General features: G+C 65.1%; 10 protein-coding genes. 1 reads left to right on the top strand and 9 read right to left on the bottom strand.

Features of this window, described 5'->3' with window-relative positions:
* Positions 1-66: 66 nt before the first annotated feature.
* The 8 genes from glgX to UC34_RS12350 all read right to left on the bottom strand — a co-directional run bounded on the left by glgX (position 67) and on the right by UC34_RS12350 (position 16,612).
* Positions 67-2,190, bottom strand: coding sequence for a glycogen debranching protein GlgX (gene glgX / locus UC34_RS12385; protein WP_084070590.1), 2,124 nt, complete (start codon positions 2,188-2,190; stop codon positions 67-69).
* 3 nt (positions 2,191-2,193) lie between these two features.
* A complete protein-coding gene (gene glgB / locus UC34_RS12380; RefSeq protein ID WP_044455782.1) occupies positions 2,194-4,557 on the bottom strand; it encodes a 1,4-alpha-glucan branching protein GlgB in 2,364 nt (787 codons plus the stop codon).
* Complete coding sequence (treS, locus tag UC34_RS12375; RefSeq protein WP_044455781.1) at positions 4,554-7,979, bottom strand: maltose alpha-D-glucosyltransferase; 3,426 nt, start codon at positions 7,977-7,979, stop codon at positions 4,554-4,556. The genes glgB and treS overlap by 4 nt, the downstream gene beginning before the upstream one ends.
* A complete protein-coding gene (locus UC34_RS12370) occupies positions 7,976-11,380 on the bottom strand; it encodes an alpha-1,4-glucan--maltose-1-phosphate maltosyltransferase (RefSeq protein ID WP_157123176.1) in 3,405 nt (1,134 codons plus the stop codon). Before UC34_RS12370 ends, treS begins: the two co-directional genes overlap by 4 nt.
* Positions 11,381-11,604: 224 nt before the next feature.
* A complete protein-coding gene (locus UC34_RS12365; RefSeq protein WP_044455778.1) occupies positions 11,605-12,957 on the bottom strand; it encodes an acetyl-CoA carboxylase biotin carboxylase subunit in 1,353 nt (450 codons plus the stop codon).
* 80 nt (positions 12,958-13,037) lie between these two features.
* Entirely contained in the window at positions 13,038-13,967 is a 930-nt protein-coding gene (locus UC34_RS12360; RefSeq protein ID WP_052811020.1) for an IclR family transcriptional regulator, read from the bottom strand.
* 94 nt (positions 13,968-14,061) lie between these two features.
* Positions 14,062-14,850 (bottom strand): enoyl-CoA hydratase/isomerase family protein, encoded by a 789-nt coding sequence (locus tag UC34_RS12355; protein ID WP_044455777.1) that lies wholly within the window; start codon positions 14,848-14,850, stop codon positions 14,062-14,064.
* 82 nt (positions 14,851-14,932) lie between these two features.
* A complete protein-coding gene (locus UC34_RS12350) occupies positions 14,933-16,612 on the bottom strand; it encodes an acyl-CoA carboxylase subunit beta (protein WP_052811019.1) in 1,680 nt (559 codons plus the stop codon).
* A gap of 117 nt (positions 16,613-16,729) precedes the next feature.
* Here UC34_RS12350 and UC34_RS12345 point away from each other — a divergent pair, with 117 nt between their 5' ends.
* The gene (locus tag UC34_RS12345) at positions 16,730-18,331 is read left to right on the top strand and encodes an ABC transporter substrate-binding protein (RefSeq protein WP_237165299.1); all 1,602 of its coding nucleotides are present in this window, start codon (positions 16,730-16,732) and stop codon (positions 18,329-18,331) included.
* Between the two features lie 61 nt (positions 18,332-18,392).
* On the opposite strand, the gene UC34_RS12340 is transcribed toward UC34_RS12345, so the two are convergent.
* Positions 18,393-18,614: an acyl-CoA carboxylase biotin carboxyl carrier protein subunit gene (locus UC34_RS12340; protein ID WP_044455776.1), complete on the bottom strand. Its 222-nt coding sequence runs from the start codon at positions 18,612-18,614 to the stop codon at positions 18,393-18,395.
* Positions 18,615-18,676: the final 62 nt, after the last annotated feature.

Raw genomic sequence — 18,676 nt, 5'->3', positions numbered from 1 at the left:
TTCGAGAGGGCGGGGAGCGGGTGCGGTCGGGCACGGGAGCGTGGGGGTGAAATCGGGTCGCCCCAATCAGGCGGCGCAGGCCGCCGCGCTCTCGCGCCATCGGCCGGTCACGACCATCGCGGCGTGCGCTTCGATCTGCACGCCGTCTCCGCCGAGGGACATGGGTTCGCGCGCCGGGTCCGCGGAATCGAGGTGCAGTTGCCAGTCGCCTCCCGGTGGCGGCCAGCGAAACAACAGCGGCACGTGCGCGGCGTTCATCATGAGCAACGCGATGTCGATACCGCCGTCCGGGCGTCGCGCGGCCCGACGCAGCACGAGCGCGCGGCCCTTCACGTTGTGCCAGTCCTCGTCGGCGAGTTGCAGCCCCCGCTCGTCGTACCAGGAGATGCTTGCCAGGTCATCGCCCACCCATTCCGGCGCCGACGAGAAGCGCACGATGCGCAAAAGCGGAATCTCGCGGCGCAATGCAATCGCCCGCGCAGCGAAGTCGGTCATCGTAGCGCCCGCAGGTTCGGCCGCCTGACGCCAGTTCAGCCATGAGATGTCGTTGTCCTGACAGTAGGCGTTGTTGTTGCCGCGCTGCGTGCGGCCGAACTCGTCGCCGGCCAGCATCATCGGGGTGCCGCTGGCAAACAGCAGCGTCATGAGCAGCGATCGCTGCACGCGTTCGCGCAGGGCAACGATGCCGGCGTCCTCCGTCGGCCCTTCCGCCCCCCAGTTGGCGCTGAAATTCTCGCCGGCGCCGTCGCGGTTTTCCTCGCCATTCGCCTCGTTATGACGTTCGGCGTAAGACGTCAGGTCGGCCAGCGTGAAACCGTCGTGGGCGGTAATGAAGTTCAGCGACGCCCACGGCTTGCGCCAACGGCGCGCGAACAGCCCCGCCGAGCCCAGGAGACGCTCCGCGATGTCCGGACGAATCCCGTCGTCACCGCGCCAGTACCGGCGTACGCTGTCGCGGAAGTTGCCGTTCCACTCGGCGAATCCCGGCGGGTGCTGCCCCAACTGATAGCCGTCGGGGCCGATGTCCCAGGGCTCGGAGATGAGCTTGGTACGGGCGAGCACCGGATCCTGTCCGATGGCGTCGAAGAATCCCGCGCCCGGATCGAAGCCATAGCCCTCGCGCCCGAGCGTCACGCCGAGATCGAAGCGAAAGCCGTCGATCTGCATCGTCTCGACCCAGTACCGAAGCGAGTCCATGACCATCTGCAACACACGGGGATGCGACAGGTTGACGGTGTTTCCGCACCCCGTGTCGTTGATGAAATACCGCTCGTCGCCGGGAACGAGCCGGTAATAGCTGGCGTTGTCGAAGCCTCGCCATGAGAGCGTCGGTCCGAGTTCGTTGCCCTCGCAGGTGTGGTTGTAGACGACGTCCAGAATGACTTCGATGCCTGCGGCATGCAGGGCGCGCACGGCGCGGCGCATGGCGTCCACACCGCCGTTGCCCAGGTAGGACGACTCCGGTGCGAAGAACGCCAGCGTGTTGTAGCCCCAGAAATTGCGCAATCCCCGGTCGACGAGTATCCGGTCGTGCACGAACGCGTGAACCGGCAACAACTCCACGGCGGTGACGCCAAGCCGATGCAGATGCTCGACGACTCGCGGTGAGGCGAGCGCCTCGAACGTGCCGCGCACCGGCTGGCGCAGCCCGTCCATTTGCATCGTCATGCCCCGCAGATGTGTCTCCAGAATGACCGTGTCGTCCCACGACGTATGAGGACGCGTGTCGTGACGCAAGGTATCGGGGGCTTCGACCACCACAGCCTTCGGCATCGCGGGCGCGCTGTCGCGCCGGTCGATGGAGAGATCCGCCTTGTGTGACGCCACGCGGTAACCGAACAGGGCATCGGACCAGCGCACTTTGCCCAGCAGGGCGCGCGCGTAGGGATCGAGCAGGAGCTTGGCGGGGTTGAAACGGTGGCCCTGCTCGGGGGCATAAGGGCCGTGCGCCCGGTATCCGTAGACCAGTCCCGGCCCGGCGCCAGGCAGATAACCGTGCCAGATCTCATCGGTACAGTCGGGCAGCGTCAGGCGTCTGAGCTCCTTGCGACCGCGTTCGTCGAACACACAGAGATCGATACGCTCGGCGTTGGCCGAGAACACGGCAAAATTCACGCCCAGACCGTCCCATGTCGCCCCTAGGGGAGAGGGGCGGCCCGGGAGCAGTTTATCGATGTGCGAATGTGGCATCGGCTATTCCTCCGGTGTCAGCACAAGACAACCCAACGGCGGCAGCGTCAGCCCGAGCGACACCGGGCGCCCATGCGACGGCACGCCTTGCGTTTCGATGGTTGCGATGGTGTCGCTAGTCCCGCTAATCCCGCTAGTCCCGCTAGTCCCGATATGGCCGCGGTGACCTTGCTGACCGTGTTGGCCGCCATTGGTCACGCCGCTGCCGCCATAGCACCGCAAATCGGAATTGAGCACTTCGCGCCAGCGGCCCGCGACCGGTACACCGACGCGATAGTCGTGGCGCGGTATCGGTGTGAAATTGACGACGACGAGACAAACGTCTTGCGGCGACGCATCGGCATGAGCGGGTGTGCCGAAGCGCAGATAAGCCAGCACACTGTTGTCGCGGTCGTTACCGATGACCCACGTGAAGCCGGCCTCTTCGGCGTCGAGCCGGTACAGTGCGGGCAGGGCCCGATAGCACCGGTTCAGATCTCGCACCCAGCGTTGCACACCCCGACAGGCCGGGTCGTCCAGTTGCTGCCAGGCGAGCGGCGCGTCATGGTTCCATTCCGCCTGCTGGGCGAATTCGCCGCCCATGAAAAGCAGCTTCTTGCCGGGATGCGTCCACATGAACCCCAGATACGCGCGCAGATTGGCGTGCTTCTGCCACGCGTCGCCCGGCATGCGCCCGATCAGCGAGCCTTTGCCATGCACGACCTCGTCATGGGAGAGCGGCAGGACGAAGCGTTCCGAGAACGCGTAGACGAGGCCGAACGTCAGGTCGTCGTGATGATGACGGCGATACACGGGGTCGCGCCCCATGTAGCGCAGCGTGTCGTTCATCCAGCCCATGTTCCACTTGTAATCGAAGCCCAGTCCTCCGGACGCCACCGGCGCACTCACGCCCGGCCATGCCGTCGACTCCTCGGCGAACAGCGCCGCGCCGGGGGCCTCCTGCGCCACCCGCTCGCTGAGCATTTGCAAAAAGGCGACGGCCTCGAGGTTTTCGCGCCCGCCGTACCGGTTGGGCACCCATTCGCCCGGCTTGCGGCTGTAATCGCGGTAAAGCATCGACGCCACCGCGTCCACCCGCAATCCGTCGACATGAAACCGGCGCAGCCAGTCGAGGGCGCTGCCGATCAGAAAATTGACGACTTCACGTCGGCCCAGGTTATAGACGCTCGTTTTCCAGTCCTGATGGAATCCCTCGCGCGGATCGGCGTGCTCGTAGAGCGCCGTGCCGTCGAAGTGCGCGAGACCGTGCACGTCGGACGGAAAGTGCGCCGGTACCCAATCGAGAATGACGCCCAGCCCCGCGACATGCGCGGCGTCGATGAGTCGCGCGAGGCCCGCAGGGTCGCCAAAGCGCGCCGTCGGGGCATAGAGACTCAAGGGCTGATAGCCCCACGATCCCGCGAAGGGATGTTCGGTGACCGGCAGAAACTCGATATGGGTGAAGCCCATGTCTCGCACGTAGGGGATAAGACGGCTGGCGAGCGAGTCCCAATCGGGCGGCGGCGGGTCATCGCCGCACGCCGGAAGCCAGGACCCGGCATGGACTTCATAGATCGAGACCGGCGCGTTGACGGCGGCTCGGTGAACCCGCTCGGCGAGCCACGCGTTGTCGTGCCATACGAATGGCGATGCGCTGGCCACGCGGGACGCGCTCGCCGGCGGGGCTTCGGTCATGCGGGCTAGCGGATCGGCCTTGAGCGGCAGCACGGTGCCGTGCGCGGTGCGCACCTCGAACTTGTACCGCTCATTTGCGCCCAGATGCGGGACGAACAGTTCCCACACGCCGGCGTCGTGCCGTAAACGCATGGGATGCCGACGTCCGTCCCAGCCATTGAAATCGCCCACCACCGACACACGACTGGCGTTGGGCGCCCATACGGCAAATCGCACACCGGATACCGCATCCACCGACATGGCGTGGGCGCCGAGACAGTCGCCGATTCGCCAGTGACGCCCTTCGCGCAGCAAATGAAGGTCTAGCTCGCCGAGCAGAAGATCGAACGCGTAGGGGTCGACGGTGATCTGGCGTGCCTGCGGCCAGTCGATATGCAGTCGGTACGGCGGGTGGCGATCCGTGCCCGACGCCGCAGTGCGCAGGTAAGCGACGAACAGGCCGTCCGCATGTATCCGGTGCATCGGGAGCACGCCATCGTTGGACGAAGGCAAGGGTTCGAGTCCGACGCCGAGTGCGCCGGGCAGGAAGACGCGGACGATCCAGTCCGCCCCGTCGCGATGCGGTCCGAGGACCGAAAACGGGTCGGGGTGGCGGGCGTCGATCAACGCATGCAAATCGTCCGCTGACGTGGGGGGGATACGTTCGCTGCCCTGCGATTCGGCGTGAGGCGGCGAGGGCAGGGCGCGGTTCATGATGATGCGTCCTCCTTCGGGCCGAGCAAGCGTGCGACCAGGGACTCGAATCCCGCGAGCGGCACCCAGAGCCAAGCAGGCCGGTTCGCACACTCATAGACGATTTCGTACGCAGCCTTTTCCAACAATTGAGCATCGAGTAGCGCGCGGCACGCGAAGGTCTCAGCCAGTCGCGGGGCGCCGTAGGCCACCGATCGCGCGTAGGCGTCGAGAAACGCCTGGCTCGCATCGGCCATGATCTGGCGCAAGAGCGCTTCGCGACGCGCAAGCATCGGCGCGGGCAGGGGTTCTTCCGTACTGGCGACAGCGCGCCCCACGTAGTCCAGTGAGCGCAGCAATCCGGCCACGTCGCGCAGCGGACTGGTCTTCTCGCGCCGCACCGACACCTCGCGCGCCGGTTCGCCTTCGAAGTCGATGATGACCACGTCGCCGGGCGTCACGAGTACCTGTCCGAGGTGGAAGTCGCCGTGCACGCGCTGGCAAATCGTACCGGCGCCTTGCTGCACCAGCTCGGCGAGCCGGCCGATGACTTCCTCGCGCCGACCTAGCAGCGACTCGATGGCCGACATCTGCGCGTTGGCGTCCGGCAACTCGGCGACCGTCGCCTTATGCGCCGCGAGCCGGGAGAACGCCTGCGAGACCATCGCCTGCGCGTGCGACGTCCAGCGCGCGAGCATGGCGTCGTTTGCGACGATGGGTGAGAACGCCTCGTCGTTCGTGTCCTGCGCCAGCACGAGATGCATCTCGCCCAGGCGTTTGCCGATCTGGGTGGCCAGTTGCAGGTAGGGTGCGGCTTCGTCGCGCGTTTCCCCCGCGCTGACTTCATCGTGCGAAAGCGCTTCGATGAGCCGTGAGAGGGTGTCGTAGCCCCAGTTCCAGCCGTTACCCTGATTGCCGACGAAGCGTTGCAGGATGGCCAGCGTGTGCGGTGTTCCGTCGGCATCGCGCCGACGGACTTCGCCGAGCCACTCCGGCGAGTTGGCGAAGCCGCACTCGCTCAGCCGACGCAACATTTCGGCCTCTGGATGCACGCCGGGCACGACCTGCCGAACGAGCTTGAGCGCGAGCGAATTGCCCATCGCCAACGAACTGTTGGTCTGCTCGACGGCCATCCACTGAGTGGCTTCGCCCGGGGGAATCGGCTCCTGCGCGAGCACGGCGGCGCTTTCGAACTCGAAGACGCCGGGCGCTGCGCCGTCGCCGGCCTCACTCGTATTGCCCGTATTGCCCGTGTCGCCCGGGCGCTGCACCGGCACGCGCGCGTTCGATTGCATCAGACCGGCGAGCACCGGGCCGAGCGCTTCGCTCGCAAAGGCATCGACCAGGTAGCCCACGCGCCCACCGCGTCGCACGCGTGCGAGCGCGAGCTGAATCGGCAAGGGACGCATGCCGGTCTGCTCCCAAACGACGGTGAGCGGCAGCAGATACGTCTGCACCTGCCGTTCGCGAACGGCGCCATCGGCGCCATCGGCATCGAGGTGCGCGTCGACCTCGCACAACCAGATCGGGGCCTCCGGGCCGCCCTCGGGCGTGCCTTGCATGAGTTGCGTGACACAACGCAGACGTGTCGCCCGAAGCTGTGCGTTCTTCCCCGCAAACCACCGCCGTCTGGGCAGATAGCGCGGCAGGATGGTCTTTGAGATGGCCTCGCAAATCGAAGCATCGAGCAACGGCGCCCCGGCGCGCCAGACGAACGTGGTGAACTCGGGAAGCTGCTCGGACGCTTCGTCGTTCCAGCGCGGCGCCTGCGTCGCTTCGGTCAACTCGAACCAGTAAAAGCCATAGGGCGGCAACGTCAACAGATACGTCAGTTGACCGACCGCCGGGAACGCCGTGCCACCGAGCAACTCCACCGGCGTGCGCCCGGCAAACCGCGAGAGGTCGAGCTCCACGGCCTGCGAGGCGCGCGACAGGTTGGCCACGCACAGCAGTGGGGCTTCGTCCGCATGCTCGCGCAGATACGCCAGTACCTTGCGGTTCGTCGGATGCAGGAATTCGATGGTGCCTCGGCCGAAGGCGCGCCGGGACCGGCGCGTGGCGATCAGGCGTCGCATCCAGTTCAGCAACGAGTGCGGGTCGCGCGCCTGACTCTCCACGTTGACCGACTCGTAGCCGTACAACGCGCCCTGAATCGCGGGCAACGTCAGCAGTTCCGGGTCTGCCCGCGAGAAGCCGCCGTTGCGGTCGTACGACCATTGCATGGGCGTGCGCACGCCATCGCGATCGCCCAGATGGATGTTGTCGCCCATGCCGATTTCGTCGCCGTAGTAGATGACGGGCGTGCCCGGCATCGACAACAACAGGCTGTTCATCAGCTCGATGCGACGCCGGTCACGCTCCAGCAAGGGCGCAAGGCGGCGCCGTATGCCGAGATTCAGGCGCGCCCGCCGGTCGGACGCATAGACCTCCCACAGGTAATCGCGCTCGCTGTCGGTGACCATTTCGAGCGTGAGCTCGTCGTGATTGCGCAGGAAGATGGCCCATTGGCAGGCGTCGGGAATCTGCGGAGTCTGGCTCAGGATATCCGTGATCGGGAATCGGTCCTCGCGCGCGATCGCCATGTACATGCGCGGCATGAGCGGAAAGTGGAACGCCATATGGCACTCGTCGCCCGCCCCGAAGTACTGCTGCACGTCCTCCGGCCACTGATTGGCTTCGGCGAGCAGGAGACGGTTGCGATACTTCGCGTCGAGATCGGCCCGAATGCGTCGCAAAATGGCGTGCGTCTCCGGAAGGTTCTCGTTGCTGGTGCCTTCACGCTCCACGAGGTACGGCACGGCGTCGAGTCGCAGGCCATCGACCCCCATCCCCAGCCAGAAATGCATCACCCCGAGCACCGAACGCAGCACTTGGGGATTGTCGAAGTTCAGGTCGGGTTGATGCGAGTAGAAGCGGTGCCAGTAGTAGGCGCCCGCCGTCGGCTCCCACGTCCAGTTCGAGACCTCCGTGTCGACGAAGATGATGCGCGTGCCGTCGTATTCGCGTCCTGTGTCGGACCAGACGTAGTAATTGCGATGCGACGAGCCGGGGCGTGCCAGACATGCCCGCTTGAACCACGGATGCTGGTCGGAGGTGTGATTGATGACGAGTTCCGTAATGACGCGAATGCCTCGCGCGTGCGCTTCCGCGATGAGACGGCGAACGTCGGCAATGGTGCCGTAGTCGGGGTGGACGCCACGATATTCGGCGATGTCGTAACCGTCGTCGCGGCGAGGCGACGGGTAAAACGGCAGTACCCACAGCGTGTCGACGCCCAGCTCGGCAATGTAGTCGAGCTTTTCGATCAGACCGGCGAAGTCGCCGATGCCGTCGCCGTTGGCGTCGTAGAACGATTTGATGTGCAACTGGTAAATGACCGCGTCCTTGTACCAGTGCGGATCGTCGCGCAGCGCGACGTTGCCGAGCCGGGGTTCTCTTTTCATGGGGTCTCCCGGCGTGGGTCGGTGTCATCGTCGTCGGCCATCTCGCGCCGTGGACGAACGGACCAGATGCCATAGGGCGCGTTGGGCGAAAGGTGAACGCGCTGGTGCTTGCCGTGCCACACGAATTGCGTGCCGTCGAGCAGGTTTTCGACATCGAGCGCACCGTCGTCCGGCAGTTGCCATCGCCAGAGCGGCAGTTCGATGGTGGTGGCGTGGGTCTGGCGTGCGTCGAGATTGACGGCCACGAGCACGACGTCGGCGCGCGTGGGTGTGGCCTTTTCGAAGTAGAGAACGTGCGGATTGTCTGCGTTCAGGAACGTCACGCCGCGATGCGTCTGCAACGCCGGATGGCCTTTGCGGATTCGGTTGAGCACCGTGATCTCGCGCACGATATTGCCCGGACGCGCCCAGTCCCATGCCCGAATCTCATACTTCTCGGCGTTGAGGTACTCCTCGCGCCCGGGAATCGGCGTCGCCTCGCAGAGTTCGAACCCGCTGTACATGCCCCACAGTCCGGAGAGCGTCGTGGCCAACGCCGCGCGCGCCAGATGGACCGGACGCCCGCCGGTTTGCAGGTGATACGGATTGATGTCCGGCGTGTTGACGAAGAAGTGCGGACGAAAGCACGCCGCAATGTCCGGCTGTTGAAGTTCTGTCAGATACTCGGTGAGTTCGGTCTTCGTCTCGCGCCAGGTGAAATACGTGTACGACTGCGAGAAGCCGATCTTGGCTAGCCGATACATCAGCTTCGGACGCGTGAACGCTTCGGCCAGAAACACGGTTCTCGGGTGCGCGGCTCGCACCGAGCCGATCAGCCATTCCCAGAACGGCAGTGGCTTGGTGTGGGGGTTATCCACACGGAACAGGTCGATGCCTTCGGATATCCAGTACAACACGATGTCGCGCAGCGCGAGCCATAGCCCGGGCACCGCGTCCGGCGCATAGAAATCGACGTTGACGATATCCTCGTATTTCTTCGGCGGATTCTCGGCGTAGCGTAGCGAACCATCCGCACGCCAGTCGAACCACCCCGGATGCTCGCGCAACCACGGATGGTCGGGCGAGCACTGCACCGCAAAATCGAGCGCAATACGCAGCCCGTGAGCGCCCGCGGCCTGACGCAGGCGTCGGAAATCGTCAATCGTGCCCAGTTCGGGGTGGATGGCATCGTGACCGCCGGACGCGTCGCCGATCGCGTACGGGCTGCCCGGATCGCCGGGCTGCGCGTCGAGCCGGTTGTTGCGACCCTTGCGATGCGTTTTTCCGATGGGGTGAATCGGCGGCATGTAGAGCACGTCAAAGCCCATCGCCGCGATGGACGGCAGCCGCCGGATGACATCGTCGAAGGTCCCGTGTTTGCCGGGGTCACCGCTTTGTGAGCGGGGAAACAGCTCGTACCAGCTTGCGAATGCAGCCTCCGGAGGCTCCACGTCGAGCGGGAGCACCGACGAACGGGTCACGAACGGACGGTAACGTGCGGCAGCCACGGCGTCGAGCGTGGCCGGTGCGCTCAGTGTGGCATACGCCTGGGACGCGATAGCGGGGTCTTGCGCTTTAACCTGTGCCGCCACGCCGTCGAGCGCTTTGCGCACGCGGGCCGACGTTGCTTGCTCGGCGACCTTTCTCAGGCACTCGATGCCTTCCTGGATCTCCAGCGCAATCGACTGGCCGGCGTCGAGCTTCTTCGCCACTTCACGACACCAGTTCACATAGGGGTCCTGCCACGCTTCGATCTGATATTCGTGGCGGCCCAGACGCGTCGCGCGAAATTCGGCACGCCAGCGATCGTTGCCGATCGGCGTCATGGGAATTTCTTGCCACGCGGTGGCGTCGAGCGCTCGCCATCGCAAAACTGCACTGGGCAGGGCATGTCCGTCGGTGAACACGTCGGCGGAAATCGGAAGCGTCTCGCCCACCACGGCCCGCGACGCGAATCGGCCGTTTTCCAGCGAGGGCTCGACAGCCTCGATCACCACGCGCGACTGCGCAGCCGCCTCGCGCACCGCGCGACGCTCCGGCTCGCCCGTCGCGCCCAACTTCGCCTTGGGCCAGACATGGCGTGATACGTGACGGTCCATTTCGGCCTGCCAGACACGGACCTCGCCGGGGGCGAGCGAAATATGCGTCAACGCTTGCGGCGCACCTACGGTGTTGCCATGCGCATCGAGCGGTGTGAGCTTGACGTGATCGACGTTCGCGCAGCTCGACATGGCAAGCGTGGCGGCCCGCGTGAGGCTTCGGTTGACCGCGACGATGCGGCTGCGCGTCGCGCCGGGGATCTCCTGCGTGACGAGTGTGATCGCCGCGTCGCCGCCCGACAGCGATCGCAGAAAGGCCCGGGCGGCGGGATGCCCGACCGACGCGCCGCCGCTATCTTCAGCGCGCTGCGCGTTGGCCACCAGCCGCCGATTGCCCGCGGCGATGGTCTGGCGAAAGTCGATCTCATGGACGGAGGCGGTCGCAGCATCGGTGGGCGGTCCGGCAACCGGCAGTTCGCTTGCCGCATGCGCGTGACCGAACTCCATGCCCGCAGGCATCAGAATGCCGTCGCCAAGCTCGAAGGCAAGCTGCAGCGAGCGGGCGCATTCGAGCACGTTGTGACTTCGCACGACGAGGTCATCGGGGGTCTCGAACGGGTCGCCCGCCAAGGCAATACGCCAGGCGCACTTCGCCAGATCGGCATGCTCGTCGTAGAGCCACGATGCGCGCATATCCCACCAGCACGACGAGAGGAAAACGCCGTCGAAGTCCGCGTCCGCCATGGCGATCATTTGCTCCCGTGGCAGACCGGGCGTCCAGCCGAACCATTGAAGCGCCGGGTAATGGCGTCGCATATCGTTGATCAGGCGTCGCCACGCGGCGCTGGGCCGGGCGTTGAGATGATGCAGACAAAAGCCGTCGATTCCTTGCGCGGCGAGCTTGTGCAGTCGGGCGACAAGTCCGTCGGAAGCATCGTTCGCGCACTGCGACCCATTGGCCGGACGATTCGCCGCAGATGACACGATTGAGCGCTCGGCGGAGCGCGGCGGAAAGCGGGGATCGGGCGGATCGTCGCTGCCCGGGCCATCCGTCGTGTCAGAGGCTTGCGGCACGCCATAGGCGACGTCGGCGTTCACCGCGACATCGAGTGCGAGTCCGTGCCGGTGGGGCGCATCGAGATACTGCGCCAGCGTGTCGCCGAACGACGTTTCGTCGACCAGCAACCGGGAGAAGCCGAGGTCGGCCACGCGCTCGACGAGCGCCGTCCAGTCGTCGGTGCCGGGAAGGGGACGCGCGCTCAGCGCATAGATGCGCGGCGGGCCGGCGGGTGGCGCTACGCCAGCCCTGGCGTCCGTAGTCGAAAGCGGACCCGTGTCGTGGGTACGTTTGCCTGACATCGGGCGTGACAGCGAGTGAGACATTGCGACGAACTCCCGAGCCCACAGGGGCACTTGATGTCGTCGACGTTGCAAGTTCCGTGCCTCGCCTTGACGGCGCGCGCTTGCGTGGCATTCGCCCCGGTCCGCCAGCCCCTATTGGCAAAGGTTTGTAGAAAGCGCCTCACTGCATGATTGATTACCCGACGATTGCCCGGCGATTGTCAGAGGCTTGTCAGGCGATTGCCCGCCGGGGCGCCGCAAGCGCATCAGGCGTGTGCGCCCGCCAGGATTTCGGTGCCCAGCGCCGTGTGAACATGGCCGAGCTGGAACAATTCGTCGTCCAGGACCCGGAGCGCGAAGGGGATATTGGTTTTCACGCCGCTTATCCCGGTCGATTGCAGGGCTTCTCGCATGCGACGAATGGCGGCGGGACGATCCGTGGCGTGCACGATGATCTTCGCCAGCAACGGATCGTAATACGGGGTAACGGCGTTGCCCTGCGCGTAACCTGTCTCAACGCGTATGCCATCGCCAGCCGGGAGTTCGAAGGCGGTGAGTTTGCCGGGCGAGGGGAGGAAGCGCACCGGATCCTCGGCGTACACACGCACTTCGATGGCGTGCCCGTTGACCCGCGGCGCGTCCGGCACGACCGCCGCCAGCGGCTCACCTGCCGCGAGGCGAATCTGCGACTTCACGAGATCGACGCCTGTAATCGCTTCCGTCACCGCGTGCTCGACCTGCAAACGCGTATTCATTTCGAGGAAATTGCAGGTGCCGTCCGCCCCGAACAGCGTTTCCGCCGTGCCGATGACGTCGTATCCGATGGTCTGGAGCAATGTGGCAATCTTCCCCGCCGTGGTCTCCATATCGCGACGCGAAAGCAGCGGGGCAGGCGACTCCTCGATCACCTTCTGGTGACGACGCTGCACCGAGCAATCGCGCTCGAACAAGTGACAGGCATTCCCGGCCTTGTCCGCGAGCACCTGGAATTCGATGTGGCGTGGGCGCTCGATCAACTTCTCGAGGTAAAGCTCTGCGTTGCCGAAACTCTTTTGAGAGACCGAACGTGCCTGAGCGATCGCCGCGAGCAGCGAGACTTCGTCGCGCGCCGGCACCATCCCGATGCCGCCGCCACCGGCGGCGGGCTTGATCAGTACCGGGTATCCGATGGCACGCGCGGCAGCACTGATCGACTCGGTGTGGTCGTCGAGCAGCCCCGAACTTGGCGACATCGGCATGCCGTAGCGCGCCATTAGCTCGCGCGCACGCGTCTTGTGACCCATGGCCTCGATCCAGCGCGGCGACGGCCCGATGAACGTCGCGCCCGCCGCGATCACGCGGCGCGCAAAATCGGCGTTCTCCGACAGAAAACCATAGCCGGGGTGCACGGCATCGGCCCGCGAGCGCAGGAGCACGTCCATGAGACGATCCTGATCGAGATAGCTCGATGTCGCGGGCGCAGGGCCGATGGCATAGACCTCATCGGCCTGTGCCAGATAGGGCAATGTGGCGTCCGCTTCGGAGCACACGGCAACGGAACGGATATTCATCTCGCGCAACGCGCGAATGACGCGCGCGGCGACTGCGCCGCGATTCGCGACGAGGACCTTCTCAAACATGTTGTCTCCTTGTGCGTTTGCCGATCCCCGACACGCCGGGGAGAGGTTGCTTCGTCGCTTCGTCACTTTGCCGCTAGGGGCTAACCGACAACGCCATCGCCCATGCCGCCCCAGGCAATGCGCGCATCGTCCAGATGACGGCCGAGCGCTGCGGTCTCCTGTCGCAGCGCTTGCAGCGCTTCGCCGAGGTGCGCGCCCGCCATGCGCGACGCGATCGATGCAATGCTGATCGAGACGAACGCCGGTCCATGCTTGCGTGGCAGCGTCATGCCGATGGCGCTGACGTCTGCGATCACCGTTTGCACGTTCGTTGCATAGCCGTCCTCACGCGTCTTTGCGACCATCTCGCGCAGGCGTGCGGGGGAAATATCCCGATAGCGGGGCAGGTGCACGGCGTTGGCGGCGATGGCGGCTTCCACCTCGCTGTCGGGCAGCGCCGCTAGCAACGCCATGGCGCCAGCGCCCGCGCCGAGCGCACGACGCGCACCGATCTTCAGGCTGTGCGTGCGAATGGGGTAGCTGCCCTGCAAGTGGTCGAAACAGACGGCTTCATAACCGCTTCGCACCATCAGGAAGACGGAGTCCCCGGTCATCTCGGCCAGACGCCGCAACGTCGGCTGACAACGCTCTCTGAGATCGAACGCGGGAGACGCCGTCTGGCCGAGCAGATACGCCGTGTGCCCGAGCGAATAGCGGCGCGCCTGCGCGTCGAGTTGCAGCATGTTGCTGAACGCGAGTCCTTTGACGATGCGATGGGCGGTGATCCGCTCGAGTCCCAGCCCTTCGGCGATTTCGTGCAGACGTAAGCCTTGCGGGCCACGCATGGCGATGAGGCGCAACACGGCGATCGCTCGCTGAATGCTCTGCGTGCCTTCGTTCGCGCGTCGCCCGGCAGCCGTCTTGGCAAGACGATTGGCGGGTCTATCGGCGTGAATGTCGGCGTGAATGTCGGGATGGACATCGGCGAGCTCGAGTTCGATGTCGCCGGCGTGATGTGAAGTTCGGGTCATGAGAGCCTGTCGGGTTCCGATGCCTGCGCCATGCAGGCGAAGTGACGCGTGGGATTGTCTCGCACCGATGCCGCCATTACCGCCACCGTCGCGCTCACCGTGCGCGAAACACCGGGGCACGCTTATCGGCAAACGCAGCGCGCCCTTCCTTGCGATCTTCCGTGTCGCGCAGCAGTCCCCACATGTACCGCTCATGGTTGAGCGCCACCGGCAAGGGCATGTCCATGCCGTCGCGGGCGGCCTGCTTGATCGCGCGTACGGCGAGCGGGGCGGCGTCGGCAATACGGCGCGCGATGCCCGTCGCCGTCGCGACGAGTTCGTCTGGCGCGACCACGTGACTTACCAGGCCGATGCGAAGCGCTGTCTGCGCGTCGATGGACTCGCCGGTCAGGAGCATCCACATGGCGTTGGCGCTGCCCACCAGACGCGGCAAGCGCTGTGTGCCGCCTGAACCCGGCATCGAGCCGAGCGTCACCTCGGGCAGCGCAAAACGCGCCGTATCGGCGGCGATGCGAATGTCGCAGGCGAGGCCGATCTCCAACCCGCCACCGTAGGCGAGGCCGTTGAAGGCGCAGATGACCGGGGTATCGAAGTCCATGCCCAGTGTGAGCGATCCGGTCTCCGGCTCTGCGCCCTCGCCGCGAAAGGCCTGCGCGGCGAACGACGTCGATGGGGGCGGCGTCTGCCGAAGATCGGCGCCGCTGCTAAAGGCGCGATCCCCGGCCCCCGTCACGACCACGGCGCGGATCTCGGGCGAGTTGCCGATGTGTCGCCATACCCCTTGAAGCCGGGTACGCATCGGATAGTCGATGGCATTGAGCGCTTCTGGACGGTTCAGTCGCACCGTCGCGACGCCGTCGTTCACGGAAAAGTCGATGGCCATTGGCTTGCTGCCTTGACAGAAGTTCTCGAACGAAAACGAAAGGGGGAGGGCGACGCCGGCGGCAGGCCGGTTGGCGTCGCGCTCAGGGATCGATACGGTGCTTGAAGCCCGGCTGTCGCGAATCCGACGACGCCGCGAGTGCGCGACGGATGGCGTCGCGCGTCTCGGCCGGATCGATAACGTCGTCGATCCAGCCCTGTGCGGCGGCCTCGTACGCGCTCGACTGTTCGTCCAGCCGCGCCATGATCTCAGCCTTGCGCGCGGCCGGGTCCGGCGCGGCCGCAATGTCGCGGCCATACACCAGTTCCACACCGGCCTCCGGTCCCATCACGTCGAAGTGCGCGCCCGGCCAGGCGGCAAGGTAGTCCGGACGCATGGCGCGGCCGCACATCGCGAGATAGGCCAATCCGATCGCCTTGCGCGCCACAATCGTGATTTTCGGCACCGATGCCGCGCATACCGTATTGAGCAGACGGGCTGCGAGCGACACCATGCGGTGTTTCTCGATTTCCGGACCGACGAGAAAGCCCGGCGCGTCGCAGATGAAGACGAGCGGGATGTGAAACGCATCGCACAGATCGACGAACTTGCGCGCCTTTTGCGCCGTCTTCTCGTCCATCACACCGCCGCGCGCCATCGGATTGGAGGCCACGAAGCCGACCGGCTGGCCGTCGATGCGACCGAATGCCGTAATCAGATTGGGGCCATATCGCGGCCGGTAATGGAACAGGTCGCCCGCGTCGACGATCAGGCCCAGCACGCGCTTCATGTCGTAGGCCTGACGCCCGACGTCGGGAATCAGCGCGCGCAGCTTCTCCCGGCCCTCAGCCGTGTCCAGCGCTGCAGGCTGCGCGTTGGCGACCGGCGGAAGTTCGCCGCTGTGGCTGGGCAGAAACGACAGAAACGTGCGCAGGCTGCGCAAGGTATCGACCTCCGTCTCGCCGACATAGTCGGCCTGCCCGGTGACCGTCTCGCTGACATCGGCCCCGCCAATCGCCTCGGCGGTGACAGACTCGCCGGTGCCGACTTTGACGACGAGCGGCCCCGACATGCCCATCACGCCCGTGCCGCGCGCCAGCGCCGTGAAGTCCGACTGTGCCGCCGTGAACGACGGCCCGCCGAAAGCGGGTCCGAGTATCGCGGCGAGTTGAGGGACCTGTCCCGACAGGCGGAAGTGATCGGCAAAGCGCGCGCCCATATTCGCCGCCATCGCCCCAAAGCTCTCCTGTACCCGTGCCGCACCCGCTTCCATCAACGCGATGAACGGTTTGCGATGTCGCAGCGCGGCCTCTCGCATCCGCGCAATTTTGATTTCGCCCACACGCCCACGCGTGCCGCCAAGCACGCTCGCATCGTCGGCAGCGACGTAGACGATGCGGCCATCGATCGTGCCGTGCCCCGTGACAATGCCGTCGGCCGGAGTGCGCTCGCGCAGCGAAGGATGCGCGCTATGCGCATGCACGCCCATCTCGACGAAGCTGCCGTCGTCGAGCAACAACGCGATGCGCTCACGCGCGGTGAGCTTGCCTTGCTCGCGCAACTTATCGATGGCAGACGCCGGGGTCGCGGTCCGGACGGCCTCCCGGCGGGCATGCAGTTCGTCGATTTTCCGTTGGTCCATGAGCGTCCCGGCAGTGCAATGGTCACGGAAGGCAAGGGCCTTTCCGGATATCCATATATTGAAATAAATAACGATTATATGAAGCACCATGTAAGCATCGATGTCGCGTCGGTATGATCGCTTATTGACATCGAAGATCATGTTTCCTAGCTTTTATAGCGGATATTTCACTAACGTGCCACAGAAATTGCACTCATCCGGATGGGGTTTTCGATGCTTCTGTAATTCCACTATTTGAACATTATGCAAGAGGCCAAGATGAATGAATTGATGGGACGACGCGCCGCAGCGCGCATGACGCAGGTGATACGGCGCTGGCGGGCGAGGGCGGCAGCCGCCGTCATTGCCCTCGGGGCCCTGAGCTCGACGGCAATGACGTCCACGGCGACGGCCGCCGACAAGACGGGGCCGGCGGTCGATCGGAACACGCTCGTCGTGGCGCTCGACAAGGAAATTCAGAGCCTCGATGCACTGGTCACCGCAAGCGGCGACTCCCAGCGCTACGCGATGTCGATCTTCGACACGCTTTACGGTTTCGATGCGAAGGGCAACATCGTGCCGCGCATGGCCACCAGCTATACGATGTCCAGCGACGGCCTGGTCTATACATTCAAGCTGCGCCCGAACATCAAGTTCCACAACGGCGACACCTTCACCTCGGCCGATGTGAAGTACTCGATCGAGCGGGTGATCGACCCGACCACCAAAAGCACGCGTCGCCCGTATTTCGCGCCGGTCATCGACAGCGTCGAGACACCCGACCCGCTCACCGTGCGCATCCGCCTGAAGCAACCCGACGGCGTGTTCCTCAACAAGATCGCGGGCTTCCTCTTCATCGTCGGCCAGAAGTACGCGACATCGCTGCCGAACGCTGAGGCGTTTGCCGCCGCGCCCGTCGGCACCGGCCCCTATCGCGTAAAGACGAACAAAGTCGGTCAGTTCCTCGAACTCGAACGCTTCGACGACTTCTACGGCGACAAACCCGCCATCAGGACGCTCGTCTTCAAGTACATTCCCGAGCCGTCGAGCCGGGTCAACGCGATCGTCTCGGGCGAAGTCGATATTGCCGCCATGATCCCGCTGGCCGAAGTCGCCCGCCTGCGGCAGGACGCGGCGCTGGACATCATCACGAACCCGGTGTCCTCGCCAATGCACGTTCGCCTCTACTCGAACGTGCCGGATTCGCCGCTGGCCAAGCGCGACGTACGCCTCGCCCTGAACTACGCCGTTGACGCGAACGCCATCATCAAGGGCGTGTTTCACGGCGTTGGCGCACCCATGGGCACGTTCATCTCGAAGTACTTCCCGTACGGCGGAGACCCCAGCGTCGCCCCGTATCCATATGACCCCGCGAAAGCACGCGCCTTGCTCCGGCAGGCCGGCTATCCGAATGGCTTCTCCATCAAGCTCTACGACGCCGTCGGCACACCCAAGGAATTTGCCGAAGCCCTTGCCGCCTATTGGGGGCAGGTTGGCGTGAAGGTCGACATCAACCGCATCGACTATGCCGCATGGAGTCGCCTGAACAACACGCACAAGACGGGGCCGATGACGACCACGCAATTCACCAACGCGATCTACGACCCCATTCACCCGGTGGCGGGCTCGTTCTCGAAGGAGGGTGCATGGTCGGACTACTACAACTCTGAAGTCGAAGCGCTCCTCAAGCAGCTCGATACGACGACGGGCGCCGAAGCGCGCGGCGCGTTGTTTCGCAAGATCGGCAAAATCCTTCACGACGACGCCTCCGCCGTACTTGTCACGGAACTCTTCAATGTCTTCGCCAAGAAGAAGGGGCTGACCTGGGAAGTGCAGCAAGGCTCGGGCTTCCTCAACTTCCGCAAAGTCGCGTGGCATTGAGTTGACGCGATCGGGCGACACGCCATGCGCCGCCCGATCGCGCAGGTCGTACCCGGACGGATCAGGCGTCGAGGCTCACCGCATCGTCGCCTTCGCCGATCGGGTCGCCCACATTGAAGTGCACCTTCGTCACGCGTCCGGCTCGCGGCGCAATGACGGGAATTTCCATCTTCATCGATTCGACCATCAGCAGCGCCTGATCTTCGGACACGACGTCGCCTTCGGCAACGAGCACCTGACAGACGGTGCCGGTGATTTCAGAACGAACGGCTTGGTGGGGCATTTCGGTTTCCTCCGGGTGGTGATGATTGGTTTAACGAGTGACGAGCAATGGACAACGAGGAG

It is taken from the genome of Pandoraea vervacti (genome assembly GCF_000934605.2).
GTDB classification, from domain to species: Bacteria; Pseudomonadota; Gammaproteobacteria; order Burkholderiales; family Burkholderiaceae; genus Pandoraea; species Pandoraea vervacti.
This window is presented reverse-complemented; position numbering and strand designations above follow the sequence as displayed.